The sequence below is a fragment of the Streptomyces sp. NPDC055749 genome (assembly GCF_053617235.1).
The window spans coordinates 24533-51483 of the sequence record NZ_JBSHFH010000040.1 but is presented as its reverse complement, the minus strand read 5'-3'; the positions used below and the strand labels follow the sequence as shown (position 1 = coordinate 51483).

Sequence of the window (26951 nt, the reverse complement as noted above, 5' to 3'; positions counted from 1 at the left end):
CCGAGAGACACGCGTGCTCATAAAAATTCTGCGGACCTATCTCGGCCCGTACCGAAAACCCATCGCACTGCTGGTCTTTCTCCAGCTGCTGCAGACCTGCGCCAGCCTCTACCTGCCCAGCCTCAACGCGGACATCATTGACAACGGTGTCGTGAAGGGGGACACGGGCTACATCCTGGAGTTCGGCGGCGTCATGATCGCCGTGAGCGTCGTCCAGGTCCTGTGCAACGTCGGGGCGGTCTACTACGGTGCGCGGACCGCGTCCGCGCTCGGACGGGATCTCCGGGCCTCGGTCTTCGACCGGGTGCAGTCCTTCTCCGCGCGTGAGCTCGGCCGCTTCGGTGCGCCGTCACTGATCACCCGTACGACCAATGACGTGCAGCAGGTCCAGATGCTGGTCCTGATGGCGTTCACCCTGATGGTCTCGGCGCCGATCATGTGTGTCGGCGGCATCATCATGGCGCTCGGGCAGGACGTGCCGCTCTCCGCCGTGCTGCTGGCCGTGGTGCCGGTCCTCGGCATCTCGGTGAGCCTCATCGTGAAGAAGATGCGCCCGCTGTTCCGCACGATGCAGGAGCGGCTCGACACGGTGAACCGGGTGCTGCGCGAGCAGATCACCGGCAACCGCGTCATCCGCGCCTTCGTCCGGGACGCGTACGAGGAGGAGCGGTTCCGGGGTGCGAACACCGGTCTGACGGACGTGTCGGTGGCGACCGGCCGGCTGATGTCGTTCATGTTCCCGATCGTCATGACGGTGGTGAACCTGTCGTCCATCGCCGTGGTCTGGTTCGGTGCGCACCGAATCGACAGCGGCGGGATGCAGATCGGCGCGCTGACCGCGTTCCTCGCGTATCTGATGCAGATCGTGATGGCGGTGATGATGGCCACCTTCATGTTCATGATGGTGCCGCGCGCCGAGGTCTGCGCCGAGCGCATCCAGGAGGTCCTGGAGACCGATTCGAGCGTGGTGCCGCCCGTGGCCCCCGTCACGGAGCTGCGCCGTCACGGCCATCTGGAGGTGCGGGGAGCGGAGTTCCGCTACCCGGGCGCCGAGGAGCCCGTGCTGCGTGCGGTGGACCTGGTGGCGCGGCCCGGTGAGACGACCGCGATCATCGGGTCGACGGGCAGCGGGAAGTCGACGCTGCTCGGACTCGTACCGCGGCTGTTCGACGCGACGGGCGGCGAGGTGCTGGTCGACGGTGTGGACGTGCGCACGCTCGAACCGGTGCTGCTGGCGAAGACCGTGAGCCTGGTGCCGCAGAAGCCGTATCTGTTCTCCGGGACGGTCGCGACGAATCTGCGGTACGGGAATCCGGACGCGACCGACGAGGAGCTCTGGCACGCCCTGGAGGTCGCACAGGCCAAGGAGTTCGTGGCAGAGCTGGAGCAGGGGCTGAACGCGCCGATCGCGCAGGGTGGGACGAATGTCTCCGGTGGGCAGCGGCAGCGTCTGGCGATCGCCAGGACGCTGGTGCAGCGCCCGGAGATCTACCTCTTCGACGACTCGTTCTCGGCGCTGGACTACGCGACGGACGCCGCGCTGCGCGGGGCGCTCGCGCGGGAGACGGCGGGGGCGACGGTACTGATCGTGGCGCAGCGGGTGTCGACCATCCGTGACGCCGACCGGATTCTGGTGCTGGACGAGGGCCGGGTCGTCGGGACCGGCACCCATCACGAGCTGATGGACGGCAATGAAACGTACCGGGAGATCGTGCTCTCCCAGCTGACGGAAGCGGAGGCCGCGTAATGGCCGGGCCTGGCGGACGCATGATGGCGGGCGGCGCTCCGACCGAGCGGTCCATGGACTTCAAGGGGTCCGGGAAGCGGCTGCTGAAGAGGTTCAGCCAGGAGAAGTCCTCGCTGTACGCGATGCTCGTCGCCGTCGCGCTGAGCGTGGGGCTCTCGGTGGTCGGTCCGAAGATCCTCGGGAAGGCGACCGACCTGATCTTCGCGGGGGTCGTCGGCCGCGGGATGCGGGAGGGGACCACGAAGGCCGAGGCCATCGAGGGGCTGCGGGAGGAGGGCAGCGGCGGTCTCGCCGACATGCTGTCCAAGGTGGACTTCACCCCTGGCGACGGCATCGACTTCGGTGCGGTGGGGAACGTCCTGCTGGTGGCGCTGGCGGTCTATGTGGGCGCGGGGCTGCTGATGCTGGTGTCGACGCGGCTGTCGATCCGGGTGATCAACCGGATCGTGTTCCAGCTGCGCGAGGACCTCCAGACGAAGCTGGCGCGGCTGCCGCTCTCGTACTTCGACCGGCAGAAGCGCGGCGAGGTGCTGAGCCGTGCGACGAACGACATCGACAACATCTCGCAGACGATGCAGCAGACGATGGGTCAGCTCATCAACTCCCTGCTGACCATCATCGGCGTCCTGATCATGATGTTCTGGATCTCGCCGCTGCTGGCGCTGGTCGCCCTGGTGACGATCCCGGTGTCGGTGTTCGTCGCGGCCCGGGTCGGGAAGCGCTCGCAGCCGCAGTTCGTGCAGCAGTGGAAGGTGACGGGCAGGCTCAACGCCCATATCGAGGAGATGTACACCGGTCACACCCTGGTGAAGGTCTTCGGGCGGCAGGAGGAGTCCGCGCGGGACTTCGCCGAGCAGAACGACGGGCTGTACGAGGCGGGCTTCAAGGCCCAGTTCAACAGCGGGATCATGCAGCCGCTGATGATGTTCGTGTCGAACCTGAACTACGTGCTGGTCGCGGTCGTCGGCGGGCTGCGGGTCGCTTCCGGCGCCCTGTCCATCGGCGATGTGCAGGCGTTCATCCAGTACTCGCGGCAGTTCTCGATGCCGCTGACGCAGGTCGCTTCGATGGCGAACCTGGTGCAGTCGGGCGTCGCGTCGGCCGAGCGGGTCTTCGAGCTGCTGGACGCCGAGGAGCAGGAGCCGGACCCGGACCCCGAGCCGCGTGAGCGTCCCGGCAAGCCGCTGGGCGGCGCCTCGCCGGCGAAGGTGGGCAGCGTCTCGCTGGAGAAGGTGTCCTTCCGCTACGAACCGGACAAGCCGCTCATCGAGAACCTGTCGCTGAGCGTGGAGCCGGGTCACACCGTCGCGATCGTCGGCCCGACCGGGGCCGGCAAGACGACGCTCGTCAATCTGCTGATGCGGTTCTACGAGGTGACGGGCGGCCGGATCGTCCTCGACGGCACCGACGTGTCGACGATGTCGCGCGACGAGCTGCGGTCGGGGATAGGCATGGTCCTCCAGGACACCTGGCTGTTCGGCGGAACGATCGCGGACAACATCGCGTACGGCGCTTCGCGCGAGGTCGGCCGGGAAGAGATCGAGGAGGCGGCCAGGGCGGCCCACGCCGACCGCTTCATCCGCACCCTGCCGGACGGTTACGACACGGTGATCGACGACGAGGGTTCCGGGGTCAGCGCGGGCGAGAAGCAACTGATCACCATCGCGCGGGCGTTCCTGTCCGACCCGGTGATCCTGGTGCTCGACGAGGCGACGAGCTCGGTGGACACCCGTACCGAGGTGCTGATCCAGAAGGCGATGGCACGCCTCGCGCACGGCCGGACCAGCTTCGTGATCGCGCACCGGCTCTCCACGATCCGGGACGCGGACGTGATCCTGGTGATGGAGAACGGGTCGATCGTCGAGCAGGGCACGCACGACGGTCTGCTGGCGGCCAAGGGTGCGTATGCCCGGCTGTACGCGGCGCAGTTCGCCGAGGCGCTGGCCGAGGTGGACTAGGGCACGGCCTGGGGCAGGTCCGGTCAGTCGAGGTAGCCGCGGAGCTGGTCGGCGAAGGCGTGGTCCCGCAGTTTGTTGAGGGTCTTGGATTCGATCTGGCGGATGCGTTCGCGCGTCACGCCGAAGATCCGGCCGATCTCTTCGAGCGTGCGGGGCCGCCCGTCGGCCAGCCCGTAGCGCAGCTGGACGACCTTGCGCTCGCGCTCCCCGAGCGTGGAGAGCACGGCCTCCAGGTGTTCGCGCAGCAGCAGGAACGCGGCGGACTCGACGGGGGACGTCGCGTCGCCGTCCTCGATGAGGTCACCGAAGGCGACGTCGTCCTCCTCGCCGACCGGGGCGTGCAGCGAGACGGGTTCCTGGGCGAGGCGCAGCACCTCGCCGACCCGTTCGGGCGTCAGGTCGAGCTGGGCGGCGACCTCTTCGGCCGTCGGTTCGTAGCCCCGCTCCTGGAGCATGCGGCGCTGGACCCGTACGACGCGGTTGATCAGTTCGACGACGTGGACGGGGACCCGGATGGTCCGTGCCTGGTCGGCGAGTGCGCGGGACATGGCCTGGCGTATCCACCAGGTCGCGTACGTGGAGAATTTGTAGCCCCGGGCGTAGTCGAACTTCTCGACGGCCCTGATCAGTCCGAGGTTTCCCTCCTGGACGAGATCGAGCATCGTGAGCCCGCGGCCCACATAGCGTTTGGCGACGGAGACGACGAGGCGGAGATTGGCCTCGATGAGCCGGCGCTTCGCCATCCGTCCCATGACCACGAGACGGTCCAGGTCGACGGCGAGGCGGGAGTCGGGGTCCGGGGTGCGGGCCAGCCGTTCCTCGGCGAAGAGCCCCGCTTCGACGCGGCGGGCGAGCTCCACCTCCTCCGCGGCGGTGAGCAGCGGAATCCTGCCGATCTCGCGCAGATACTGGCGGAACAGGTCGGACGAGGTGCCTCCGGTGTCCGGGCGGCTCGGCCGCTCCGGGCGTTCGGGCACCTCCGGGAGCTCCTCCATCACTGTGTCGCCCACCTCCCCGGGTGGAGCCGCTGCGGCCTCCGGATGGCGCACGGCCCGGTTCTGCGAGGGGATCGCCGGGACATGCTCGGTCGGGCTCGTCACGGTCCGGGTCTGCACGGGGGCGACCTCCAGGTGATCGCGCTGCCGGAGCGCGGCGGGTGTGGGGTCCGCCTCCGGTGGACCGACCGCGCTCCGATGACTCAGGCACCGCCACCCAGTGTGGGGTACGACACATCGCTGCCACGAGGGGCGTGCGGTGACTTTCTGAGTCCTGTGCGTGACCGGCCGGTTACCGGGCGGGTCCGCTCGGGGCGGTGCGGGCGCGTCAGAGCGCGTCTGCGCCGTTGCCGCGGAGGGACTGGGCGTACTGCTGGAGGACCCAGACCTCGTTCTGCGCAGCGGCCAGATGCTCGGGGGCCACGTTGCTGCCGAGGCGGGCGAGGCTGCCCTGCACGTCGTCGATGCGGCGGTCGACGGCGCGCAGCCGGACCTGGACGAGCTGCATGCCCGCGTACGTCTCGTCGATGGACTTGCCGTGGAAGACCTCGACGGCCAGCTCGGTGACGAGGTTGCGCACGGTGTCGTCGGGGGCGGCGTCCAGGACGTTGACCAGGTACTCGCGGGTCTCGGCCAGGCCCTGTTCGGCGCCGCCCGCCTCCGCGATGCACTGCCGGACCGCCGCGTAGGGCGGGGCGGTGAACTCGTCGATCCCGTAGGCGTCGAAGGCCGGTGACACCAGGGCGGGCTTCTGGAGGGCCAGCTTGAGCAGCTCGCGCTCGGTGCGGTGGGCGGGGCTGCGGAGGTTGAGCGCGGGGCCGGAGGGGCCCGAAGGGGCGGCGGAGGAGGGGCCGGGCTGCTGGTGGTGGGAGCCGCCACGGGACGGGCCCTGTGCGGGGCCGCGGTCGCCCCGGTCGCGGGCCCAGCGGGCGATCTGTGCCACGCGGCGTACGACGAACTCCTGGTCGAGGATGCCGACGAAGCCGGCGAGCTGGACGGCCACCTCGCGCTGCACACTGCTCGTCTTGATCTTCGCGACGACGGGTGCGGCCTCGTCGAGCGCGGCGGCGCGGCCGGCCGGGGTCTCCAGGTCGTACCGGCCGACGATCTGGCGCAGTGCGAACTCGAAGAGCGGGGTACGGGGTTCGACGAGGTCGCGGACGGCCTCGTCGCCCTTGGCCAGCCGCAGATCGCACGGGTCCATGTTGTCCGGGGCGATCGCGATGTAGGTCTCGGCGGCGAACTTCTGGTCGTCCTCGAAGGCGCGCAGGGCGGCCTTCTGGCCCGCGGAGTCACCGTCGAAGGTGAAGATCACCCGGGCGCTGCCGTTGTCCATCAGGAGGCGGCGCAGGAGCTTGATGTGGTCGTTGCCGAAGGCCGTGCCGCAGGTGGCGATGGCGGTGGTGACCCCGGCGAGGTGGCAGGCCATGACGTCGGTGTAGCCCTCGACGACGACGGCCCGGCTGGCCTTGGCGATGTCCTTCTTGGCCAGGTCGATCCCGTACAGCACCTGGGACTTCTTGTAGATCGACGTTTCCGGGGTGTTGAGGTACTTCGGTCCGTTGTCGTCGTCGCGCAGCTTGCGCGCGCCGAAGCCGACGATCTCTCCGGAGGTGTCGCTGATCGGCCACATCAGCCGGCCGCGGAAGCGGTCGATGGGGCCGCGGCGGCCGTCCTGGGAGAGGCCGGAGGTGATGAGCTCCTTGTCGCTGAAGCCCTGGCCGCGCAGATAGCGGGTGAGGTGGTCCCAGCCGGCGGGGCTGTAGCCGACGCCGAAGTGGGCGGCGGCAGCCTGGTCGAAGCCGCGTCCCGCGAGGAACTTCCGGCCGATCTCGGCCTCGGCACTGTCCAGCTGCTCGATGTAGAACTGGGCGGCGGCCTTGTGCGCCTCGACCAGCCTGATGCGTTCGCCGCGCTGGTGGGAGGGGTTGTAGCCGCCCTCCTCGTACCGCAGGGTGATGCCCGCCTTGGCGGCGAGGCGCTCGACCGTCTCGGAGAAGGTGAGGTGGTCGATCTTCATCACGAAGGCGATCGTGTCGCCGCCCTCCTGGCAGCCGAAGCAGTGGAACAGCCCCTTGCTGGGGCTGACCTGGAAGGAGGGAGACTTCTCGTCGTGGAAGGGGCAGAGTCCCTTGAGATTTCCGCCGCCCGCGTTGCGCAGCTGGAGGTACTCGGAAACGACGGCGTCGATCGGGACCGCGTCCCGGACCGCCTTCACGTCGTCGTCATTGATCCTGCCTGCCACCCGTGAAGTCTACGGGTGGGCTACGACACCCGGACCGCACGACGGTGTGATCCGTGGAACGGGCGGGGCGGCCGGGAGCATCCTTGCAGGGCTCCCGGCCGCTCCTGCACGGTCAGAGCAGGGATTCCAGCGGTACCGACGGATCGGCGAGCGCGTCGGGATCGATCTGCCCGCCGGCCCGGATCAGCTGCTGGATGCTCTCGGTGACGTCCCAGACGTTGACGTTCATCCCGGCCAGGACCTTGCGGTCCTTCAGCCAGAAGGCGATGAACTCGCGCTTGCCCGCGTCGCCGCGGATGACGACCTGGTCGTAGCTGCCGGGCGGTGCCCAGCCCGAGTATTCGAGGCCGAGGTCGTACTGGTCGGAGAAGAAGTAGGGCACCCGGTCGTAGCTGACCTCCTGGCCGAGCATGGCGCGGGCGGCGGCCGGGCCGCCGTTCAGCGCGTTCGCCCAGTGCTCCACCCGCAGCCGGGTGCCGAGCAGCGGGTGCTGCACGGCGGCCACGTCGCCCGCGGCGAAGATGTGCGGGTCGGAGGTGCGCAGCGAGGCGTCGACGGCGATGCCGCCGCCGTGCGCCCGGTCCGCCAGTTCGAGTCCTGCCGCCTCGGCGAGGGCCGAACGTGGGGCGGCGCCGATCGCGGCGAGCACGTCGTGGGCGGGGTGCTCCTCGCCGTCGTCGGTGCGGACGGCGAGGACCATGCCGTCCTGGCCGGTGATCTCGGTGAGGCGGGCACCGAAGCGGAAGCGGACGCCGTGCTCGCTGTGCAGATCGGTGAAGATCTGACCGAGCTCGGGGCCGATGACCTGTTGCAGCGGGGTCTGCTCGGGTTCGACGACGGTCACCTCCGCGCCGTAGCCACGGGCCGCCGACGCCACCTCCAGGCCGATCCAGCCCGCTCCGGCGATGATCAGGTGGCCGTTGTCCCGGCCGAGGGCGGCCAGGACGTTGCGCAGCCGGTCGGCGTGGGCGAGGCGGCGCAGATGGTGGACGCCGACCAGATCCGTACCCGGGATGTCGAGCCGGCGGGGTTCGGCGCCGGTGACGAGGAGCAGCTTGTCGTAGTGGATGACGGTGTTGTCACCGAGCTGCACGGAGCGGGCGGCACGGTCGATGGCCGTGACCGGCTGGCCGAGGTGGAGCTCGATGTCGGCCCCGGCGTACCAGGCCGTCTCGTGGACGAAGACGCTGTCCCGTTCCTCCTTGCCGCCCAGATATCCCTTGGAGAGCGGAGGCCGTTCGTACGGATGGTCACGCTCATCGCCGATCAGGATCACCCGGCCGCTGAAGCCCTCGGCACGGAGTGTTTCCGCTGCCTTCGCTCCTGCCAGTCCTCCGCCGACGATGACGAACGTGCGATGTGCGTCGACCACTTGTGCCTCCTCGGTGCTGGTGCTGTGCTCCGCCGCCACCTGCGAGCGTCCCGCACACAGCGTGATGGCGAAAGGGGGTGTGCCCCGATCAGGTCACACCCAGTGGTCAGCACACCACTTGTGGCACGGTCGGCCGCATCGCCGCGCCCGGCGCCCGGTGCCTGCCGGTGGCGGGTCAGGAGCTGCGCATGGTGAGGGCCGTGTGCAGGGAGAGCGCGGAGGCGTCGGTGAGGGCGGCGATCTGGTCGACCAGGACGCGCTTGCGGGCCCGGTCGTCCGCCGCGCTCTCGTACTGCGCGCGGAACTGCGGTTCCAGTCCTTCCGGTGCGCGGGCGGTGAGTGCGGCGGCCAGCTCGGCGATGACGACGCGCTGGTCGGCGCGGATGACCTCCTGCTCGGCGCGCTGCATGACGTAACGGTCGGCGACGGCCTTCAGGACGGCGCATTCGTTGCGCGCCTCGCGGGGGACGACGAGCTCCGCGCCGTAACGGCTGAGGCGTCCGGGGCCGTGCTGCTCGTACGTGGCGGCCTCGGCGGCCTGGCAGAACCGGCCGATGAGCTGGCTCGTCGCGTCCTTCAGCCGGGCCTGGGCGACAGCCGATCCGTCGTAGTTGTGCGGCCACCAGTCCTGGTCGATGAGCCGGTCCAGGGCGTCCGCGAGCTCCTGCGGGTCGGTGTCCGCCGGTACGTACCGGCCGATGGCGACGGCCCAGATGTCGCGCCGCTCCGGTTCGGCGAAGAGGCAGTTGGGGTCGATGTGCCCGGCGTGCAGTCCGTCCTCGAAGTCGTGCACCGAGTACGCGACGTCGTCGGACCAGTCCATGACCTGGGCCTCGAAGCAGATGCGGTCCCCAGGGGCGCCTTCGCGGACCCAGTCGAAGACCGGCAGGTCGTCCTCGTACACCCCGAATTTCGGCGAGGCGGGGTCGGTGGGGTGGCCGCCGCGCGGCCAGGGGTACTTCGTGGCGGCGTCCAGGGCGGCACGGGTCAGATTGAGCCCGACGCTGACGAGCTCGCCGCTGTGGGTGTCGCGCACGAACCGCTTGGGTTCGAGGCGGGTGAGCAGACGCAGCGACTGGGCATTGCCCTCGAAACCGCCGCAGTCCGATGCGAAGTCGTTGAGCGCCTGCTCCCCGTTGTGCCCGAACGGCGGGTGGCCCATGTCGTGGGAGAGGCACGCCGTCTCGACCAGATCGGGGTCGCAGCCGAGCGCGGCCCCCAGCTCGCGGCCGACCTGGGCGCACTCCAGGGAGTGCGTGAGCCGGGTCCTGGGGCTGGCGTCCCAGGCGGGGCTGCGGGTGCCGGGGGTGACCACCTGGGTCTTCCCGGCGAGTCGGCGCAGGGCGGCCGAGTGCAGCACGCGGGCGCGGTCGCGCTGGAACGCGGTGCGGCCCGGCCGTTTGTCGGGCTCGGTGTCCCAGCGCTCGGTGTCCCTGGCCCCGTATGCGGCCGTGTGTGTGTCGTGGCTGCCGTGCGTACCGTCCATGGTTCCGACAGTAATCGGCGGGGCTGACAAACCGGGGTCAGGCGGACGTCAGGAGCCGCTCGTTCACCGGGGATTCGTGTCCGAGTGCCGCGTCGTACCGGTGCAGGAGCAGCCGGGCCATCGCCGGGTGCGCGCCGAGCGGGGCCGCGGCGGCCCCCGGTGCGGCGGCTGCCGCGGCGGTGGCGAAGCGGCCGGGTGCGGTGAAGTACGAGGCGATGGCGATCCGGTGGCGGCCCCGGGCGGCGAGGGCGCGTACGGCGGCCGGGACGGTGGGTGCGGCGGCGGACGCGTAGGCGGGTACGACGGGTATGCCGCCGAGCCGGTCGCTGAGCATCCGGGCCGTGCGGCGGGTGTCGGCCGCGGAGTCGGGGTCGCGCGAACCGGCGGCTGCGAGCACGACGGCGGCGCTGCGGCTCGTGCCGTCCGCGGGGTCCCAGCCGGCCTCGGCGAGCCGCCCGCACAGTGCTTCGACGAGCAGCGGGTGCGGGCCGAGCGGTGCGGCGATCCGGCTCCGCAGGGCGGGCGCGCCGGCCGCGGCTGCGGGCAGGTCGTGCTTGACGTGGTGGCCGCGGGAGAGGAGCAGCGGTACGAGTACGGCTTCTCCGGCGCCCACGGCGGCCAGCGTCCGGGGCAGGAGGGGTTCGTTCAGCTCGATGTGGCCCAGGCGGACGTCGAGGCCGGGGCGGAGTTCCCTGACCCGGTCGAGGAGTTCCAGGACGGTGCGCAGGGCCCGGGGGTCCCGGCTGCCGTGCGCGACGGCGACCAGCGTGGGGGCGGGGGTGAGGTGCATGGGCCTGCGGGTTCCGTTCAGGGAGACGAGGCTGAGCTGGGTGCCGAGTTGATCGGTGATGCGGGTCAGGAGTTGCGCGGTGCTGTCGAGGGGCAGGGACTCACGGGGGTGTTCCGATGCCGGCGCCGTCATGAACCGATGGTGCCCGGTGGAGGTTGCCGTGCCGTTGCGCGAGGGTGACGGGTGTTTGCCATGGGCTCACCGCGGATGTCGTGGACGAGTGAACTCTTTCGGCCTTTCGTTCGTCCGGTCATAGGGGACAGCAGAACGTGAAGACGGCGGACCGACAGGGGGCTTGCATGCCGCGGGGACGAGTGAGACTGCCGGGAATGCCCGGATGGGTGGGGCGGCTGAGGTGGCCGATTCGGCGGGGGCCGTCACTGCTGCGGCTGCCGCGTATGGCGCGGCTGCCGCGGACCCGCCGTGGGCAGCGGCTGGTCGTGCAGGGGCTCATGGTGGCCTGCGTGGTGGGTCTCGCGCCCTCCACCTGGATGCACGCCACGGCCGACGCGCGGGTACGGACGACGGCCGACGCGCCCGCGCAGAAGGTCGCGCTCGTGTTCGGGGCCGGGCTGTGGCGGGGCAGGCCGTCGCCGTATCTCGCGCACCGGCTCGACGCGGCCGCCGAGCTGTACCGGACGGGCAAGGTGAAGGTCGTGCTGGTCACCGGGGACAACAGCCGGGTGGAGTACGACGAGCCGGACGCGATGCGGACGTATCTCACCGAGCGCGGGGTGCCGGACGGGCGGATCGTCAGCGACTACGCCGGGTTCGACACCTGGGACTCCTGTGTGCGGGCCAAGAAGATCTTCGGGGTCGACCGGGCGGTCCTGGTGAGCCAGGGATTCCACATCCGGCGGGCGATCGCGCTGTGCCGTACGGCCGGGATCGACGCGTACGGGGTCGGGGTCGACGCCGTACACGACGCGACCTGGTACTACGGCGGCGCGCGGGAGCTGTTCGCCTCGGCGAAGGCGGGGCTGGACGTCGTGTTCCGGCCGGATCCGCAGTTCCTGGGGCCGCGGGAGCAGGGCGTCACGGAGGCGCTGGCGGCCGGCGGGCGGTAGAAGTCCCGAACCTCACCGCCGGGTCCGGGCCGGGCTGAGGCGGGTGTACCCGGTGCGTAACCGGAAGCAGTGGCCCTCGTAATACCCGGCTCGCACGCTGGGCATATGGCCAGCACCGAGACGTCCACCCACTGCCCGTACTGCGCCCTGCAGTGCGGGATGAATCTGCGACCCGTCACCGATGGCACGGTGGTCGAGGTCGTGGAGCGTACCGACTTCCCCGTCAACCGCGGAGCCCTGTGCGGCAAGGGCAGGACCGCGCCCGCCGTGCTCTCGTCGGCGGTACGGCTGACCGGACCGCTCGTACGCAGCGCCGTGAGCGGTGAGCTGGAACCGGCCGGCTGGGACGAGGCCCTGGAGCGGATCGCGGACGGGCTGCGCGGGACCCGGGCGGCGCACGGGGCGGACGCCGTGGGCGTGTTCGGCGGTGGCGGGCTGACCAACGAGAAGGCGTACACGCTCGGGAAGTTCGCCCGGGTGGTGCTCGGCACCTCGCAGATCGACTACAACGGCCGTTTCTGCATGTCGTCGGCGGCTGCCGCGCACCAGCGGGCCTTCGGCCTCGACCGCGGGCTGCCGTTCCCCCTGGAGGACATCCCCCGCACCGGGTGCGTGATCCTCGTGGGGTCGAACATCGCCGAGACGATGCCGCCCGCGCTGCGCTATCTGACGGAGCTGCGCGAGAACGGCGGCAAGCTGATCGTCATCGATCCGCGCCGCACCAGGACCGCCGAGCAGGCGGATCTCCATCTGGCGCCCAGGCCGGGCACCGATCTGGCGCTGGCGCTCGGCATGCTGCATCTGGTGGTGGCGGACGGCCGGGTCGACGAGGAGTTCATCGGCTCCCGTACGAGCGGCTGGGACGAGGCCAGGGCCGGGGTGATGGCGCACTGGCCGGAGCTGGTGGAGCGCATCACCGGCGTCGCGGTGCCGCAGCTGCGCGCGGCCGTGGAGATGTTCTGCGATGCGGAGACCGGCATGGTGCTGACCGCCCGGGGCCCCGAGCAGCAGGCGAAGGGCACGGACACGGTCGGTGCCTGGATCAACCTCTGTCTGGCCACCGGCCGGGCCGGGCGCCCGCTGTCCGGCTACGGCTGTCTGACCGGTCAGGGCAACGGGCAGGGTGGCCGCGAGCACGGCCAGAAGGCCGACCAGCTGCCCGGCTACCGCAAGCTCACCGATCCGGCGGCACGCCGCCATGTGGCCGGGGTGTGGGGCGTGGACCCCGACTCGCTGCCGGGGCCCGGCCGCAGTGCGTACGAGCTGCTGGACGCGCTGGGGTCGGATGTAAAGACGCTGCTGGTGATGGGCTCCAACCCGGTCGTCTCCGCCCCGCGCGCCGGGCACATCGAGGAGCGGCTGCGGTCGCTGGACTTCCTGGCGGTCGCGGACGTGGTGCTGTCGGAGACGGCGGCGCTGGCCGATGTGGTGCTGCCGGTCACGCAGTGGGCGGAGGAGAGCGGGACCACGACCAATCTGGAGGGCCGGGTGCTGCTGCGGCAGAAGGCGGTGACCGCTCCGGAAGGGGTACGCAGTGACCTGGAGGTGCTGAACGGTCTGGCCGCGCTCCTGGGGCACGGCAAGGGCTTCCCGACCGATCCGCGGGAGGTCTTCGACGAGCTGCGGCGGGCCTCGGCGGGCGGCCCCGCCGACTACGCGGGCATCACCTACGAGCGGATCGTGGCGGAGGACGGGGTGTTCTGGCCCTGCCCGGACGAGGAGCACTCCGGTACGCCGCGGCTCTTCCTGGACCGGTTCGCCACGGACGACGGGCGGGCCAGGTTCGTCCCGGTGACGCACCGTCCGGCGGCGGAGGAGACGGACGAGGAGTACCCGGTGGTGCTGACGACCGGGCGGGTCGTCTCCCAGTACCAGTCGGGGGCGCAGACCCGGCGGGTGGCGGAGCTGAACGCGGCGGCGCCAGGACCGTTCGTGGAGCTGCATCCCCGGCTCGCGGAGCGGATCGGGGTGGCCGAGGGCGACCGGGTCGCGGTCACCTCGCGCCGGGGGCGGGCGGTCGCGCCCGCGCGGATCACCGGGGCGATCCGGCAGGACACGGTGTTCATGCCGTTCCACTGGGCGGGCGAGGGCCGGGCCAACACACTGACGAACCCGGCCCTGGACCCGGTGTCGCGGATGCCCGAGTTCAAGGTGTGCGCGGTGCGGGTGGAGCCTGCCGGGTGAGACCGACCGGCAAATAGGGCGACGCCGCCCCCTATTTGCCGGTCGGTCTGCGCCAGTTCCCGCCGGGTATCGGGGTGCCGCCCGTTCTCAGGGAGCGGGTGACGGCGGCTCCGGCGAGGTAGACCCAGGCGGCGGTCGTGGTGCCTTCCACCCGGACGTCCCTGGCCACCCGCTCGTACAGATTGCGCGGGTGGCCGGGGCCCAGGTAGCCCTCCAGCTCGTCGAGCAGTCCGAGCAGTTCCCCGTACGCACCGGGCGCCGCCGTGACGAGGGCGCCGTGGACCGTGCCGTGGCCCTCGATGGCGTACGGGTAGCCGGGACCCTCGTAGAGGAGCGCGCCCGGCAGCAGGGCCGGCCGCTCCCCCGCCGTACGGCCGTCGAGGAACCGGTCGTGATTGCGCTGACCCGGCAGCAACGTGCCGTAGACGAAGAACGGCAGTTCGCCGACGGTCACAGCGCCACGACGGGTGCGGTCTGGGCCGTCACCCAGGCGAGATAGCGGGCGCTGCCCCGCACCACGGGTGTCGCGATGATCTCCGGGGTGTCGTAGTCGTGCACCGCCTCGATGTGCTCCTCCAGCTCGTCGTAACGCTCGGCCGTCGTCTTGAACAGCACCTGCCACTCCTCGGTGGCCTCGATGGCGTTCTCCCACCGGTAGACGGAGGTGACGGGCGCGGAGACCTGCGCGCAGGCCGCCACCCGGGCCTCCACGGCGCTCCGGGCCAGGGACTGGGCCTTCTCCTCGCTGTCCGTCGTGGTCAGTACGGTCAGCCATGCCGGCTCGGTCATCGTCGGGCTCCTCGGGAGTGCGTGGACAAGGCTCTCTCCCTGGATTGTCGGCCGGGACCGGGTCAGGCGCCGTACGGGCGGTGTGTCTTGGCGTCGCGCAGTGCGTGGCCCCACCAGACCAGCTGGTCGAGCATCGACTTGGCCGCCGCGTCCGGGGCCGTCGGGTCCTTGTGGCGGCCCTCGTCGTCGAAGTGGGCTCCGGCGTTGTGGAAGGAGACCGTGTCGCGCATCGTGACGGCGTGCAGTTCGGCGAAGACCTGCCGGAGCTGTTCGACGGCCCGGAGACCGCCGGAGATCCCTCCGTACGAGACGAAGGCGACGGGCTTGGCGTGCCATTCGGCGTTGTGCCAGTCGATGAGGTTCTTGAGCGGGGCGGGGAAGGAGTGGTTGTACTCGGGAGTGAGGACGACGAACGCGTCTGCCTCGGCCAGTCGGGGCGTGACCTGTGCGAGTTGGGCCTGCGCGGTGGGATCGGGGCGGTAGGAGAGGGCGTACGGGAGGTCCAGCTCGCCGACGTCGACCAGTTCGGTCTCGATGCCGGGGTGACGGGCCGCCCTGGAGAGGAACCAGTCGGCGACGACGGGGCCGAAGCGCCCTTCGCGGTTGCTGCCGAGGATGACGGCCACCTTGAGCGGCGCGGTGGTGGCGGTGGATACGGATGCGGGTGCGGATGCCGAAGCGGTGAGGTCCATGACCAGAGACTCACGCCTCAACCATGGTTGAGGTCAAGCCCGTCGGTCATCGCGCCCCACGGCATACGGTGGAGGCATGACAACTTCCCCACAGGCGCTGTACGTCGAGGTCGACGGGCACCCGGCCACCGAGGACGATCTGCGCGTCGCCGCGTTCTTCGGCTACGGCCACTTCACGGCCATGCAGATCCGGGACGGAAAGGTACGTGGCCTGGATCTGCACCTCGGCCGGCTGGCCGCCGCGAACCGGGAGCTGTTCGGCCTCCCTCTGGACGGCGAGCAGGTACGCGGACTGATCGGGCACGCGCTGAAGGGCGCCGGGGTCCAGGACGCCTCGGTGCGGGTCATGGGCCTCCTGCCGCCGGGCGACACGGCGACGACGGTGATGGTGACGGTGCGGGAGCCCGCGTGGACGGCCGCCGCCCCGAGGAGCCTGATGTCCGTCCCGTACGCCCGCGTGGTGCCGCACATCAAGCGCCCCGGCGAGTTCGGCCAGACGTACTACGGCCTGCTGGCCCAGCGGGAGGGCTTCGACGACGCGTTGCTGACCGCGCCCGGCGGCGTGGTCACGGAGGGGGCCGTCACCAACATCGCGTTCTGGGACGGCACTTCGGTGGTCTGGCCGGACGCACCGGCACTGACCGGCATCACCATGGCACTCCTGGAGCGCGGCCTTGCCCGAGCCGGGATGGCGTCGGTGCGGCGGCCGGTGACGCTGGAGGACCTGGGGGCGTACCGGGCGGCGTTCGTCACCAACTCGCAGGGCATCGCACCCGTGCACCGGATCGACGACGTCTCCTTCGAGGTCGACGAGGAACTGATGGGACGGATCGGGAAGGTGTACGAGGACGCCCCCTGGGACACGGTCTGAGCCCGTGGCGCAGCATGGGCCCATGCAGATCCACATCGAAGCCTCCGCACTCCCGGGCCGCAGCTGCGGGCCGGACACCGATTTTCCCGGCTACGAGAACATCCACGTCGGCGTGCAGCGCAAGGACAGGCCGGGCGAGCTGCTCGGGCTGCACCCCGGCGACGCACCCTCCGCCACCTGGACGCTGGACTGCGTCACCGCGGCCACGGAGGAGGGCGTGGAGGTGTCGGGGCCGTACGTTCAGAACCGGCTCGGCGGGCGCTTCGTCTATCTGTCCTGGGGCACCGTGGACGAGTCCGGGGTGTTCACCATGTTCCGGCGGGCCAAACTGATGTTCAGCGACATCGACCCGGCCGTCCTCGACGAGGCCGTAAAGACCGGGCACCTCACCGCACGGCTGCGGCTCACCGACGCGAAGGGCCAGCCGCTGTGCGCCCGGGTGCGCGCGCCGTACGTGGAGTGGGCCGCCACGGACAACGCCTGAGCTCCGGACACGACACCGCCCCCACGAGCCCGGGGGGGGGCGGGCCCGTGGGGGCGGTTGCCGTGGGGCGACGGCGGGGGGATGCCGTGTCCCGTGGGGGGTGTGATGCGTGTGCCCTCGACCGCGGGAGCCATGCATGTGAGGCGCGTCACATCTAACCCGTGGCTCGTCACTCGATCGGCGCGAGTCACCCCGCAGCCGACCGAACGGCCCAGCCGCACCACCGCGACCTGCGCCGATGCCCCGTGGCAAGGGTGCCGCGCCGGTCCGTACGGGTGAAAGCTGACCGGGCGTCAGCAGGCGTGGGCCGCGGGACGCCCGTTACCTCGGAGGCAGGACACACCCGCTCGCGCCGTCTGCCCGGAGGAACTCCCCATGCGCAGTCCTGCCCGCCTCGTGACCGGTACCGCCGCCGCGGCGCTCACCGTCGCCGCGCTCGGCCTCACCCTCGCCACCCCGTCCGCGTACGCGGGAGACCTCGGCCGGCTGGAGATCACTCCGGCGACCGCCGCCCCCGGCTCGACCGTCACCGTGAGCACCACCGCGTGCGGACCCGACGGGTCGGGCATCGGCGACGCGAACTCCCTGGACGCCGGTGACTTCGAGCTGAGCTCCGGGAAGCGCAAGGACGTCACGGTCGGCCGGTTCACCGTGCCGCACGACACCAAGCCCGGGACGTACGGCATCGGTGTCTCCTGCGACAACGGCAAGGAGGCCGGCGGAGACCTCGAAGTGACCGGTGGCGGTGGCCGTCACAAGCCCGACCCCCTCAAGCCCGACCACGACCGGCCCGCCGGGCACGTCAGGACGGGCGTCGGCGGCAGCGTCGGACCCGACACCACCCAGATCGCGGCGGGCGTCGGCGTCATCGCCGCGGCAGCCGTCGGCGGGGCGGTGCTGATGCGCCGCCGGGCGAACGGCACGCACGGGAACTGACGGGCCGGCCGCGAGGACAACGACCGTGTCCCGGAAGACACAGAAGGCCAAGGGCTGGCTGGTCGGCATCGCCGTGCTGTGCGGTGTGTGGCTGATCCAGAACGGGTCCGACACCCTGCTGGTGCCGCCCCAGCCGTCCACGGCCGAGTCCTTCGCCGCCGGCCCCCAGCTCCAGCCCGGCTCCCCCGTCGCCGAGCCGATGCGCCCGTCCGAACCGGTCCGCATCCGCATCCCCGGCATCGAGGTGGACGCGCCGATGATGCGGCTGGGGCTGGGCGAGGACGGCAGCCTCGACGTGCCGCCCGACGGGAACCGCAACGTCGCGGGCTGGTTCAAGAACGGGACACCGCCCGGGGCCAAGGGCACCGCGATCGTCGCCGGTCATGTCGACAACGCGCAGGGCCCGTCCGTCTTCTACGCCCTGGGAGCGCTGAAGCGGGGGACCCTGGTCGAGATCGACCGCAAGGACGGGCGCACGGCGGTCTTCTCGATCGACGCGATCGAGGTGTACGACAACGAGGACTTCCCCGACCAGCGGGTCTACGGCGAATCGCCGCACGCCTCACTGCGGCTGATCACCTGCGGCGGCGGGTTCTCGGAGAAGACCGGCTACCAGGGCAACGTCGTGGCGTACGCGCACCTCACCGAGGTGCGCTGAGCGAACGCCAGGTCAGGCCGTCCACTGATCGAATCCGAGCTTGGCGACCAGCGAGAACACCACGACCAGCAGTACCCCGCGGACAAACTCGCTGCCCTTCCTGAGCGCCATCCGCGCCCCGAGCATGCCGCCCGCCAGATTGAATACGGCCATCAGGGCGGCCAGCTGCCAGAGCACCGTGCCCTGGTAGGCGAACATCGCCAGCGCCCCGGCGTTCGTACAGACGTTGACGATCTTGGCGGTGGCGGAGGCGGTCACCAGATCGAGGTGGAGCACGGCGGTCAGCGCGAGCACCAGGAAGGTGCCGGTGCCGGGCCCGAACAGTCCGTCGTAGAAGCCGATGCCGCCGCCGACCAGGACGATCGCCGTGACGGTACGGGCCCTGGTGACCTTCCGGCCCGTGCCGTCGCCCGCGACCGCCGTGCCGAACGACGGCCGCAGCAGCACGAAGGCCGCGACCCCGAGCAGCACCACCATGATCACCGGGCGCAGGACCTCGCTGCTGATCCCGGCGGCGAAGAACGCACCGGCCATCGAGCCGGTCAGCGCCATGAGCCCGATCCGTACGGCCGTCTTCACCTGGACCGGCGTTTTGCGTACGTACGTCACGGCCGCGCCCGAGGTACCGACGATCGCGACCGCCTTGTTGGTGCCCAGGATGTGCGCGGCCGGCACCTGCGGCAGGCCCAGCAGCAGCGCGGGCAGGAGCAGCAGCCCGCCGCCGCCCACCACGGCATCGATCCAGCCGGCAGCCAGGGCGGCGAGGCAGAGGAAGACGAGCGTGGTCAGTGTTATCTCGGGCATGATCCCGACCCTAAGCTCCCCGCCGGGCCGGCCCGCACGCCCCCTCACACGCTCCCCGGCACCGCCCGTCAGCCCCCTCACACACCCCCGTGTACCGCGCTGAGCGCAAGGTTCCTCCCGGGAAACAGGAGGGATCCCGCCGGGTAACACCCGCCACGCAGTCTCGTCGTCATGAGGACACAGACGGAGAACACGGCGCGCGTGGTGGTGATCGGCGCCGGGATGGCGGGCGCACGGCTCGCCGCCCGGGTCCCCGGCGTCACCGTCATCGGCGAGGAGGCGCACGCCCCGTACAACCGGGTGCTGCTGGCCGAGGTGCTGGCCGGACGGTACGCACCGGACGTGATCGCCCTGCCGCCCGCCGAGGTGCGGCGCGGGGTGCGGGTGGTCCGTATCGATCCCGCCGACCGGCTGGTGCACTGCGACGACGGCAGCGTCGTCCGGTACGGGCGGCTGGTGCTGGCCACCGGATCCAACCCGGTCCTGCCGCCGCTGCGGGGTCTCGGGAACACGCTGCCGGACGGGGTGCATCCGTTCCGCACGCTCGACGACTGCCTGGCCCTGCGCGCCGCGGTACGTCCCGGAACGCGCGCCGTCGTCATCGGCGGCGGCCTCCTCGGGGTGTCCGCCGCCCGCGCGCTCGCCGAGTGCGGCGCCCAGGTGGTGCTGGCCCAGCAGGGCGAGCACCTCATGGAGCGACAGCTGGACGCCGAGTCGGCCGGGCTGCTGCGGCGCCACCTCGAAGCCCTCGGGGTCGAGGTGCACACCGAGTGCCGGGTCAGGGGGCTGCGCTGCACGGACTCGGCGGTGCGCGCCGTGGAACTCGCCGACGGCTACGAGCTGGAGGCCGAGATCACGGTGCTGGCCTGCGGGGTCCGCCCCCGGACGGGGCTGGCCCGCGCGGCCGGTCTCGACGTCCGCAAGGGCATCGTCGTGGACGACGAACTGCGCACGTCCGACCCGTACATCCACGCGGTCGGCGACTGCGCCGAACACGACTCGACCGTCTACGGGCTCGCGGGCGCCGCACTGGAACAGGCGGACGTGCTCGCCGAGGTACTGGCCGGCCGGCCCGCCCGCTACACCGGTACCCGGGCCCTGACCCGGCTGACCCTGCGCTCCCCCGCCCCGGCACTCGCCACCACGGTCCCCGCCTCCCCCAGCACCGGAGGACTCGACCTGGCCGCGTTCGGCGATTCCCGGCCGCTGCCGGGTGACGACGTGGTCCGGCTGGCCGACGCCACCAAGGGCGCCTACCGCTCGGTCGTCGTCCGCGGCGACCGGCTGGCCGGAGGCGTGCTGTTCGGCGACCTCGGCGCCGTCGGCACCCTCGCCCGTACCTGGCAGAACGACGAACCGCTTCCCGCCGACATGTCCCTGCTCCACCTGCTCACCAACGACGGAGGCCTCTGAGATGCCGCTGCCCACTTCCCCGAACGCTCCCGCCGCAGGAGTGCCGACGATCGTGGTCGTCGGGCACGGCATGGTCGGCCAGCGGTTCCTGGAGGCACTCGCCGACCGCGGACTGACCGCCGCTGCGGGCACCGCCCGGGTCGTCGTGCTCTGCGAGGAGCCCCGCCCGGCGTACGACAGGGTCCAGCTCACCTCGTACTTCTCCGGGAAGACCCCGGACGGCCTGTCGCTCGTCGAGCCGGACTTCATGGAGCGGCACGGCATCGAGCTGCACCTCGGCGACCCGGCCGAGACCGTCGACCGCGAGGCGCGCCGGGTGGTCTCGCGCTCCGGGCTGGCCTTCACGTACGACACGCTGGTCCTGGCGACCGGCTCATACCCCTTCGTGCCGCCGGTCCCCGGCAAGGACACCGAGGGCTGCTTCGTCTACCGCACCATCGAGGACCTCCTCGCGATCGAGGAGTACGCGAAGACGGCCACGACCGGCGCGGTCGTCGGCGGCGGGCTGCTCGGCCTGGAGGCGGCGGGCGCGCTGAAGGGGCTCGGACTCGACACGCACGTGGTGGAGTTCGCGCCCCGGCTGATGCCGGTCCAGGTCGACGCGGGCGGCGGCGCCGCACTGCTGCGCACCATCGAGAACATGGGCCTCACCGTCCACACGGGCGTCGGTACGCAGGAGGTCACCGCGGGCGAGAACGGCGCGGTGAACGGGATGTCCCTCTCCGACGGCTCCTCCCTCGCCACGGACCTCGTGGTCTTCTCGGCGGGTGTACGCCCCCGGGACCAGCTGGCCCGTGACTGCGGTCTGGCGGTCGGCCAGCGCGGCGGCATCATCGTCGACGAGGAGTGCCGTACGTCCGACGGCGACGTGTTCGCGATCGGCGAGTGCGCCCTGGCCGCGGACGGCCGGGTGTACGGGCTGGTGGCGCCGGGGTACGAGATGGCGCAGACGGTGGCCGGGGTGATCGCGGGCGAGACGGCCTCGTTCACCGGCGCCGATCTGTCGACGAAGCTGAAGCTGCTCGGCGTGGACGTGGCCTCGTTCGGTGACGCGCACGGCGCGGCCGACGGCTGCCTCGACGTCGTCTACTCGGACTCCCGCTCGGGTGTCTACAAGAAGCTGGTGATCGGCCGGGACGGCACCCTGCTGGGCGGGGTGCTCGTCGGGGACGCCGACCAGTACGGCACGCTGCGGCCGATGACCGGCACGGTCCTGCCCGTGGCGCCCGAGCAGCTGGTGCTGCCGGCGGGCGCGGGCGGTCCGGTCACGCTCGGCCCGTCCTCGCTGCCGGACGACGCGGTGATCTGCTCCTGCCACAACGTCACCAAGGGTGCGATCTGCGAGCACAGCACCCTGCCCGAGGTGAAGAAGTGCACCAAGGCGGGCACGGGCTGCGGGAGTTGCGTCAAGGTCATCGGACAGCTGCTGCCGCAGAGCGCCGACAAGGGCCTGTGCGGCTGCTTCTCGTACACCCGCAGCGAGCTGTACGAGATCGTACGGACGCTTGGCACCACCTCGTACGCGGCGCTGCTCGACTCGCACGGCCGGGAATCGGCGCGCGGCGGTGACGGCTGCGAGATCTGCAAGCCGACGGTCGGTTCGATCATCGCCTCGCTGGCGCCCACGCTCGGCGCGAGCGGCTATGTGCTGGACGGCGAGCAGGCGGCCCTCCAGGACACCAACGACCACTTCCTGGCCAACCTCCAGCGCAACGGCTCGTACTCGATCGTGCCGCGCATCCCGGGCGGTGAGATCACCCCGGAGAAGCTGATCGTGATCGGTGAGGTGGCCCGGGACTTCGGGCTCTACACGAAGATCACCGGCGGACAGCGCATCGATATGTTCGGCGCCCGCGTCGACCAGCTGCCGCTGATCTGGACCCGGCTCGTGGACGCCGGCTTCGAGTCCGGGCACGCGTACGGGAAGTCGCTGCGGACGGTCAAGTCCTGTGTGGGGCAGACCTGGTGCCGCTACGGCGTGCAGGACTCGGTGAAGATGGCCATCGACCTGGAGCTGCGCTACCGGGGACTGCGCTCCCCGCACAAGCTGAAGTCCGCGGTCTCGGGTTGCGCCCGCGAGTGCGCCGAGGCCCGCGGCAAGGACTTCGGGATCATCGCCACCGCCAACGGCTGGAACCTGTACGTCGGCGGCAACGGCGGCGCCGAACCCCGCCACGCGGACCTGCTGGCCCAGGATCTCTCGGACGCCGAACTGGTGCGCCTCATCGACCGGTTCCTGATGTTCTACATCCGTACGGCGGAACGCCTCGAGCGCACCTCGACCTGGCTGGACCGGATCGAGGGCGGCCTCGACCACGTACGGGACGTGGTGGTCCACGACTCGCTGGGCATCTGCGCGGAGCTGGAACGGCTGATGAGCGACCACGTCACCGGCTACCGCGACGAGTGGGCCGAGACCATCAACGACCCCGAGCGGCTGCGCCGCTTCGTCACCTTCGTCAACGCACCCGACGCACCCGACCCCTCGGTGAAGTTCGTCCCCGAACGGGATCAGGTCAAGCCCGACCTGGACATCCTCGCGGGACCCGTGCTCGCCATCCGCACGCTTGAAGGGACCGCCTCCTGATGACCGTACAGACGGCACTGACGACCGAGCAGTCGCAGGACACCCGGGTGATCCAACTCGCCCACGGAGACGCCTGGTTCACGGTCTGCGAGCGCTCGTTGCTGACCCCGGGGCGCGGCGTCGCGGCCCTGCTCCCGGACGGCCGGCAGGTCGCCCTCTTCATGGACAGGTCGGGGCAGGCGTACGCGATCGACAACCGTGATCCGTTCACCGGGGCGTACGTCCTCTCGCGGGGTCTGATCGGCTCCTCGGCGGGCCGGCCGTTCGTCGCGTCGCCCCTGCTGAAGCAGCGGTTCGATCTGGCGACGGGCGCCTGCCTGGACGACGACGAGGTCTCCGTACCGGTGTTCGGAGTCCGGGCGGACTGACCGCATGTGCGGTCCGTTCACTGTCCGTTGACGTCCCGTCAAGGGCGTCGCTCTACTGTCCTGACGCGCGACCCGCCGCCCGACCGGGCGGCGGGCCCTCACGTCACCTGTGGAGTGATCGTGGAACGTCGGAACTTTCTGCGCACAGCGGTGATCGGCACCTCGGCGGCTGCCTTCGGCGGCACGCTGTGGCGGGGCGCCGCCTTCGCGGCCCCGGCCCAGCCTGCCCCCGGCCCGTACGGCGCGCTGCAGCCGGCCAACGCCAACGGCATCCTGCTGCCCAGCGGATTCACCAGCAGAATCATCGCCCGCTCGGGTCAGACCGTCGCCGGAACCTCGTACACCTGGCACAGCGCACCCGACGGCGGCGCCACCTTCGCCGACGGCAGCGGCTGGATCTACGTCTCCAACGCCGAGGTCTCCTCGGGCAGCGGCGGCGGCGCGAGTGCCGTGCGCTTCAACTCCTCGGGCACCGTCACCTCCGCCTCACGCATCCTGTCCGGCACCAACAACAACTGCGCCGGCGGCCACACCCCGTGGAACACCTGGCTGTCCTGCGAGGAGGTCAGCCGCGGATTCGTGTACGAGACGGACCCGTGGGGCGTCAAGGCGGCCGTGCAGCGCCCGGCGCTGGGCCGTTTCAAGCACGAGGCGGCGGCCGCCGACGCGGATCACGGCTACATCTACCTCACCGAGGACGAGTCGGACGGCCGCTTCTACCGCTTCAAGCCCACCACCTGGGGCAATCTGTCGAGCGGCACCCTTCAGGTGCTCGTGGCGGGTACCGGCACCTCGGGCCCGGTGACCTGGAGCACTGTCCCCGACCCGGACGGCTCGCCCACCCTGACCCGCTACCAGGTCTCCGGCGCCAAGGTCTTCAACGGCGGCGAGGGGTGCTTCTACGCGGCGGGCACCTGCTGGTTCACCACGAAGGGCGACAACCGGGTGTGGGCGTACGACGCCAACAACTCCTCCCTGTCGCTCGCCTACGACGACTCGCTCGTCACCGGCGGTTCGGCGCCGCTCACGGGCGTCGACAACGTCACCCGGTCGGGCTCCGGTGACCTCTACGTCGCGGAGGACGGCGGCAACATGGAGATCTGTCTGATCACGCCGGCCAGCACCATCGCGCCGTTCCTGCGGATCAGCGGTCAGTCCGGCTCGGAGATCACCGGCCCGGCCTTCTCCCCCGACGGCACACGCCTCTACTTCTCCTCGCAGCGTGGCACGAGCGGGAGTTCGTCCGGTGGCATCACCTACGAGGTGACCGGGCCGTTCCGCAGCTAGTCGGGCTGTCCGGCGGTGGTGGCGGGTCAGGCCTGGCCCTCCACCGCTGCCGGGTCCATCCACATGACCTCCCAGATGTGGTGGTCGGGGTCCTGGAAGGAGCGGCCATACATGGTGCCGTAGTCCATGGGGTCGTTGGCGGGGAAGCCACCGGCGGCGAGGGCGGCGTCGGCGAGCTCGTCGACCTTCTCGCGGCTCTCGGCGCTCAGACAGAGGATGACCTCGGTCGACTTCTCGGAGTCGGCGATCTCCTTCTTGGTGAACTCCTTGAACTTCGGCTCGGTGATCAGCATGGCGAAGATCGTGTCGCTGATGACCAGGCAGGCGGTCGTCTCGTCGCTGAACTGCGGGTTGGTGCCGTAGCCGAGCTTCTCGAAGAAGCCCTTCGTCGTCTCCAGGTCCTTGACCGGCAGGTTCACGAAGATCATCTGAGGCATGACGTCCCACTCTTCCTTCTCGGTACTTTGTGGTGCTCCGCGGCGCTCTGTGCGGGCGCTTTCGATGGTTAGACGACCGGGCCGCACGGAACTCATCGCTCTGCGGACAGGAAATTTTCCGGAGAGGTCCTACGGTCGGGGTATGAGCGGAACGACGGACAGCGGGGCCACGGGCAGACGCATCACCGAGAAGGTGTCGGCGGACGTCCTGCGCGGGTCGACGGGCCGGGACTGGGACGGCTGGTTCGCCGTCCTGGACGCCTGGGACGCCACACGGCGCACCCACACCGAGATCGCCACCCACCTGCGGGACGAGCACGGCGTGGACGGCTGGTACGCCCAGACGGTCTCCGTCGGCTACGAGCAGGAACGCGGCATGCGCGAGGTCGGCCAGTCCTCGACCGGCGACTGGAACACCTCCGGCAGCCGGACCATCACCGCCTCGCCGCAGCAGGTTTTCGACGCCTTCACGGACCCGGCGGTACGCGAACGCTGGCTGCCCGGCGCCGTGCTCACCGAACGCTCCCGGCAGCCCGCCAAGTCCCTCTCCGCTGACTTCGGCGACGCCACAGGGGACGCGGGACGGCTCACGCTCTGGCTGACCGCCCTGCCCGACGGACGCACCCGGCTGGGCGTGGGCCACGAGAAACTGGCGGACGCCGCCGCCGTCGCCGCGTACAAGGCGTACTGGAAGGAGCGGCTGGCCGCGCTCAAGGCCCTCCTGGAGGAGACCGGCTGACGCTGCGCACGGCGCTAGGAGAGTACGAGCGGGGCGCCGCCCCTGAGCAGCGATCCGCCCAGCGGGGTGAGCGTGTGCAGGACCGAGCTGCCGTGCCGCAGGGTGCGGACCAGGCCCGCTTCGCGCAGCACGCAGGCGTGCTGGCTGGCCGAGGCCATGGATATCCCGGCCCTGCGGGCGAGTTCGCTGGTCGTGCAGCCGTTGCCGATCGCCCCGAGGACGGCCGAGCGGGTGTGCCCGAGGAGCCGGCCGAGCCAGGGGCCCGGTCCGGCGAAGGCAGGGGCGCCGGGATGGGTGACGGGATAGACGAGCACCGGCATGAGCCGCGGGTCGCGGTAGACGACCGGGGTGCCGCGGCAGAAGAAGGAGGGCTGGAGGAGCAGCCCGCGTCCGTCCAGGCGCAGTTCGCGGTCGACGGGGTAGTCGGCCTCCAGCACGGGTGCCCGCCAGCGGATCATGGGCGGCAGGCCGGCCAGGAGTTCGTCGGCGCCCCCGTCGAGCAGGGCCCGGCCCCGGACGGCCCGGTCTGCCTCCACGCTCGCCTGGATGTGCGGCCAGTACGGTTCGACGGCGGCGCGGTGGTAGCCGCGCACGGCGGCGATGAGCCGGCCGAGCGGCTCGGCGCGGCCCTCGGAGAGCGCGCCCAGCAGTGCCTCGGGCGACCGGCCGCCGTCCTGCCGCTCCCGCCCGGCCCCCAGCTCGGCCAGTTCGCTCTGGAGCCGGCCGACGGGGGTGTCGCGCAGGGCCTCGATCCCGGCGTCCAGCGAGAAGGGCTCCGAGCCCTGCTGGGAAGGTGTCAGGAAGTCCGGGAAATAACCGCGCGGCGGGACCACCGCGGCCAGCAGACGTGTTTCACCATTCAACCGGTTCCGGGATTCCGTACGCCATTTCCCGAACACCGAGGAAGCACGCCGGTCCCTCAGCCGGTGAAAACTGAGAATGGTTTCCCATAATGCGTCCGGCCGAGTGGCCATCCGCACCTTGGAAAGGTCCATTCCGGACACATGGATACGCAGCACCGAACCCCCACTTGTTGCAACCG

General features: G+C 71.1%; 24 protein-coding genes. 13 read left to right on the top strand and 11 right to left on the bottom strand.

The genetic code is table 11. From position 1 onward, the window contains the following. Positions 1-13 precede the first annotated feature (13 nt). Together ACWGO0_RS26340 and ACWGO0_RS26335 are read left to right on the top strand one after the other, a co-directional pair. The gene (locus ACWGO0_RS26340) at positions 14-1747 is read left to right on the top strand and encodes an ABC transporter ATP-binding protein (protein ID WP_453539907.1); all 1734 of its coding nucleotides are present in this window, start codon (positions 14-16) and stop codon (positions 1745-1747) included. Continuing rightward, entirely contained in the window at positions 1747-3705 is a 1959-nt protein-coding gene (locus ACWGO0_RS26335; RefSeq protein WP_453539904.1) for an ABC transporter ATP-binding protein, read from the top strand. The genes ACWGO0_RS26340 and ACWGO0_RS26335 overlap by 1 nt, the downstream gene beginning before the upstream one ends. 23 nt (positions 3706-3728) lie before the next feature. On the opposite strand, the gene ACWGO0_RS26330 is transcribed toward ACWGO0_RS26335, so the two are convergent. The 5 genes from ACWGO0_RS26330 to ACWGO0_RS26310 all read right to left on the bottom strand — a co-directional run bounded on the left by ACWGO0_RS26330 (position 3729) and on the right by ACWGO0_RS26310 (position 10725). Further along, positions 3729-4820, bottom strand: coding sequence for an RNA polymerase sigma factor (locus ACWGO0_RS26330; protein ID WP_453539901.1), 1092 nt, complete (start codon positions 4818-4820; stop codon positions 3729-3731). A gap of 208 nt (positions 4821-5028) precedes the next feature. Continuing rightward, entirely contained in the window at positions 5029-6945 is a 1917-nt protein-coding gene (dnaG, locus tag ACWGO0_RS26325; RefSeq protein WP_453539898.1) for a DNA primase, read from the bottom strand. A gap of 112 nt (positions 6946-7057) precedes the next feature. Further along, positions 7058-8317, bottom strand: a complete 1260-nt coding sequence (locus tag ACWGO0_RS26320) for an NAD(P)/FAD-dependent oxidoreductase (RefSeq protein WP_453539895.1) — start codon at positions 8315-8317, stop codon at positions 7058-7060. Between the two features lie 175 nt (positions 8318-8492). Further along, complete coding sequence (locus ACWGO0_RS26315) at positions 8493-9803, bottom strand: deoxyguanosinetriphosphate triphosphohydrolase (protein WP_453539892.1); 1311 nt, start codon at positions 9801-9803, stop codon at positions 8493-8495. Between the two features lie 37 nt (positions 9804-9840). Then, positions 9841-10725 (bottom strand): sirohydrochlorin chelatase, encoded by an 885-nt coding sequence (locus ACWGO0_RS26310; protein WP_453539889.1) that lies wholly within the window; start codon positions 10723-10725, stop codon positions 9841-9843. A gap of 197 nt (positions 10726-10922) precedes the next feature. Here ACWGO0_RS26310 and ACWGO0_RS26305 point away from each other — a divergent pair, with 197 nt between their 5' ends. Beyond that, positions 10923-11660: a SanA/YdcF family protein gene (locus ACWGO0_RS26305; RefSeq protein ID WP_453539886.1), complete on the top strand. Its 738-nt coding sequence runs from the start codon at positions 10923-10925 to the stop codon at positions 11658-11660. A 105-nt stretch (positions 11661-11765) separates the two neighbouring features. Continuing rightward, a complete protein-coding gene (locus tag ACWGO0_RS26300) occupies positions 11766-13844 on the top strand; it encodes a molybdopterin oxidoreductase family protein (RefSeq protein ID WP_453539883.1) in 2079 nt (692 codons plus the stop codon). Between the two features lie 31 nt (positions 13845-13875). On the opposite strand, the gene ACWGO0_RS26295 is transcribed toward ACWGO0_RS26300, so the two are convergent. From ACWGO0_RS26295 to ACWGO0_RS26285, 3 genes are all read right to left on the bottom strand, one after another. Continuing rightward, positions 13876-14298: a gamma-glutamylcyclotransferase family protein gene (locus tag ACWGO0_RS26295; RefSeq protein ID WP_453539880.1), complete on the bottom strand. Its 423-nt coding sequence runs from the start codon at positions 14296-14298 to the stop codon at positions 13876-13878. Beyond that, the gene (cutA, locus tag ACWGO0_RS26290) at positions 14295-14633 is read right to left on the bottom strand and encodes a divalent-cation tolerance protein CutA (protein ID WP_453539877.1); all 339 of its coding nucleotides are present in this window, start codon (positions 14631-14633) and stop codon (positions 14295-14297) included. Before cutA ends, ACWGO0_RS26295 begins: the two co-directional genes overlap by 4 nt. 62 nt (positions 14634-14695) lie before the next feature. Next, positions 14696-15325, bottom strand: coding sequence for an NADPH-dependent FMN reductase (locus tag ACWGO0_RS26285; RefSeq protein ID WP_453539874.1), 630 nt, complete (start codon positions 15323-15325; stop codon positions 14696-14698). Between the two features lie 76 nt (positions 15326-15401). Here ACWGO0_RS26285 and ACWGO0_RS26280 point away from each other — a divergent pair, with 76 nt between their 5' ends. The 4 genes from ACWGO0_RS26280 (at position 15402) to ACWGO0_RS26265 (ending at position 18274) form a co-directional block, all read left to right on the top strand. Next, entirely contained in the window at positions 15402-16196 is a 795-nt protein-coding gene (locus ACWGO0_RS26280) for an aminotransferase class IV family protein (RefSeq protein WP_453539872.1), read from the top strand. A 22-nt stretch (positions 16197-16218) separates the two neighbouring features. Beyond that, positions 16219-16680 (top strand): DUF5990 family protein, encoded by a 462-nt coding sequence (locus ACWGO0_RS26275; protein ID WP_453539869.1) that lies wholly within the window; start codon positions 16219-16221, stop codon positions 16678-16680. Positions 16681-17055: 375 nt separating this feature from the next. Next, positions 17056-17616: a hypothetical protein gene (locus ACWGO0_RS26270; RefSeq protein WP_453539866.1), complete on the top strand. Its 561-nt coding sequence runs from the start codon at positions 17056-17058 to the stop codon at positions 17614-17616. Positions 17617-17641: 25 nt separating this feature from the next. Then, positions 17642-18274, top strand: coding sequence for a class F sortase (locus ACWGO0_RS26265; RefSeq protein WP_453539863.1), 633 nt, complete (start codon positions 17642-17644; stop codon positions 18272-18274). Between the two features lie 12 nt (positions 18275-18286). On the opposite strand, the gene ACWGO0_RS26260 is transcribed toward ACWGO0_RS26265, so the two are convergent. Next, positions 18287-19078, bottom strand: a complete 792-nt coding sequence (locus tag ACWGO0_RS26260) for a sulfite exporter TauE/SafE family protein (protein ID WP_453539860.1) — start codon at positions 19076-19078, stop codon at positions 18287-18289. Positions 19079-19249: 171 nt separating this feature from the next. On the opposite strand from ACWGO0_RS26260, the gene ACWGO0_RS26255 reads away from it, so the two are divergent. The 4 genes from ACWGO0_RS26255 (at position 19250) to ACWGO0_RS26240 (ending at position 24733) form a co-directional block, all read left to right on the top strand. Beyond that, the gene (locus ACWGO0_RS26255) at positions 19250-20491 is read left to right on the top strand and encodes an NAD(P)/FAD-dependent oxidoreductase (protein WP_453539857.1); all 1242 of its coding nucleotides are present in this window, start codon (positions 19250-19252) and stop codon (positions 20489-20491) included. A 1-nt stretch (position 20492) separates the two neighbouring features. Then, positions 20493-23078, top strand: a complete 2586-nt coding sequence (gene nirB, locus ACWGO0_RS26250) for a nitrite reductase large subunit NirB (RefSeq protein WP_453539854.1) — start codon at positions 20493-20495, stop codon at positions 23076-23078. Next, complete coding sequence (gene nirD / locus ACWGO0_RS26245) at positions 23078-23446, top strand: nitrite reductase small subunit NirD (protein WP_453539851.1); 369 nt, start codon at positions 23078-23080, stop codon at positions 23444-23446. Before nirB ends, nirD begins: the two co-directional genes overlap by 1 nt. A gap of 120 nt (positions 23447-23566) precedes the next feature. Next, positions 23567-24733 (top strand): alkaline phosphatase PhoX, encoded by a 1167-nt coding sequence (locus ACWGO0_RS26240; RefSeq protein ID WP_453539849.1) that lies wholly within the window; start codon positions 23567-23569, stop codon positions 24731-24733. A gap of 26 nt (positions 24734-24759) precedes the next feature. Here the strand turns inward: ACWGO0_RS26240 and ACWGO0_RS26235 are convergent, their stop codons facing one another. Beyond that, entirely contained in the window at positions 24760-25170 is a 411-nt protein-coding gene (locus ACWGO0_RS26235; protein WP_453539846.1) for a VOC family protein, read from the bottom strand. A 142-nt stretch (positions 25171-25312) separates the two neighbouring features. On the opposite strand from ACWGO0_RS26235, the gene ACWGO0_RS26230 reads away from it, so the two are divergent. Then, positions 25313-25909, top strand: a complete 597-nt coding sequence (locus ACWGO0_RS26230) for a hypothetical protein (RefSeq protein ID WP_453539843.1) — start codon at positions 25313-25315, stop codon at positions 25907-25909. Between the two features lie 14 nt (positions 25910-25923). Here the strand turns inward: ACWGO0_RS26230 and ACWGO0_RS26225 are convergent, their stop codons facing one another. Beyond that, positions 25924-26928 carry an ArsR/SmtB family transcription factor gene (locus ACWGO0_RS26225; RefSeq protein ID WP_453539840.1) on the bottom strand — a complete coding sequence of 335 codons (1005 nt, stop codon included), beginning with the start codon at positions 26926-26928 and terminating at the stop codon, positions 25924-25926. Positions 26929-26951: the final 23 nt, after the last annotated feature.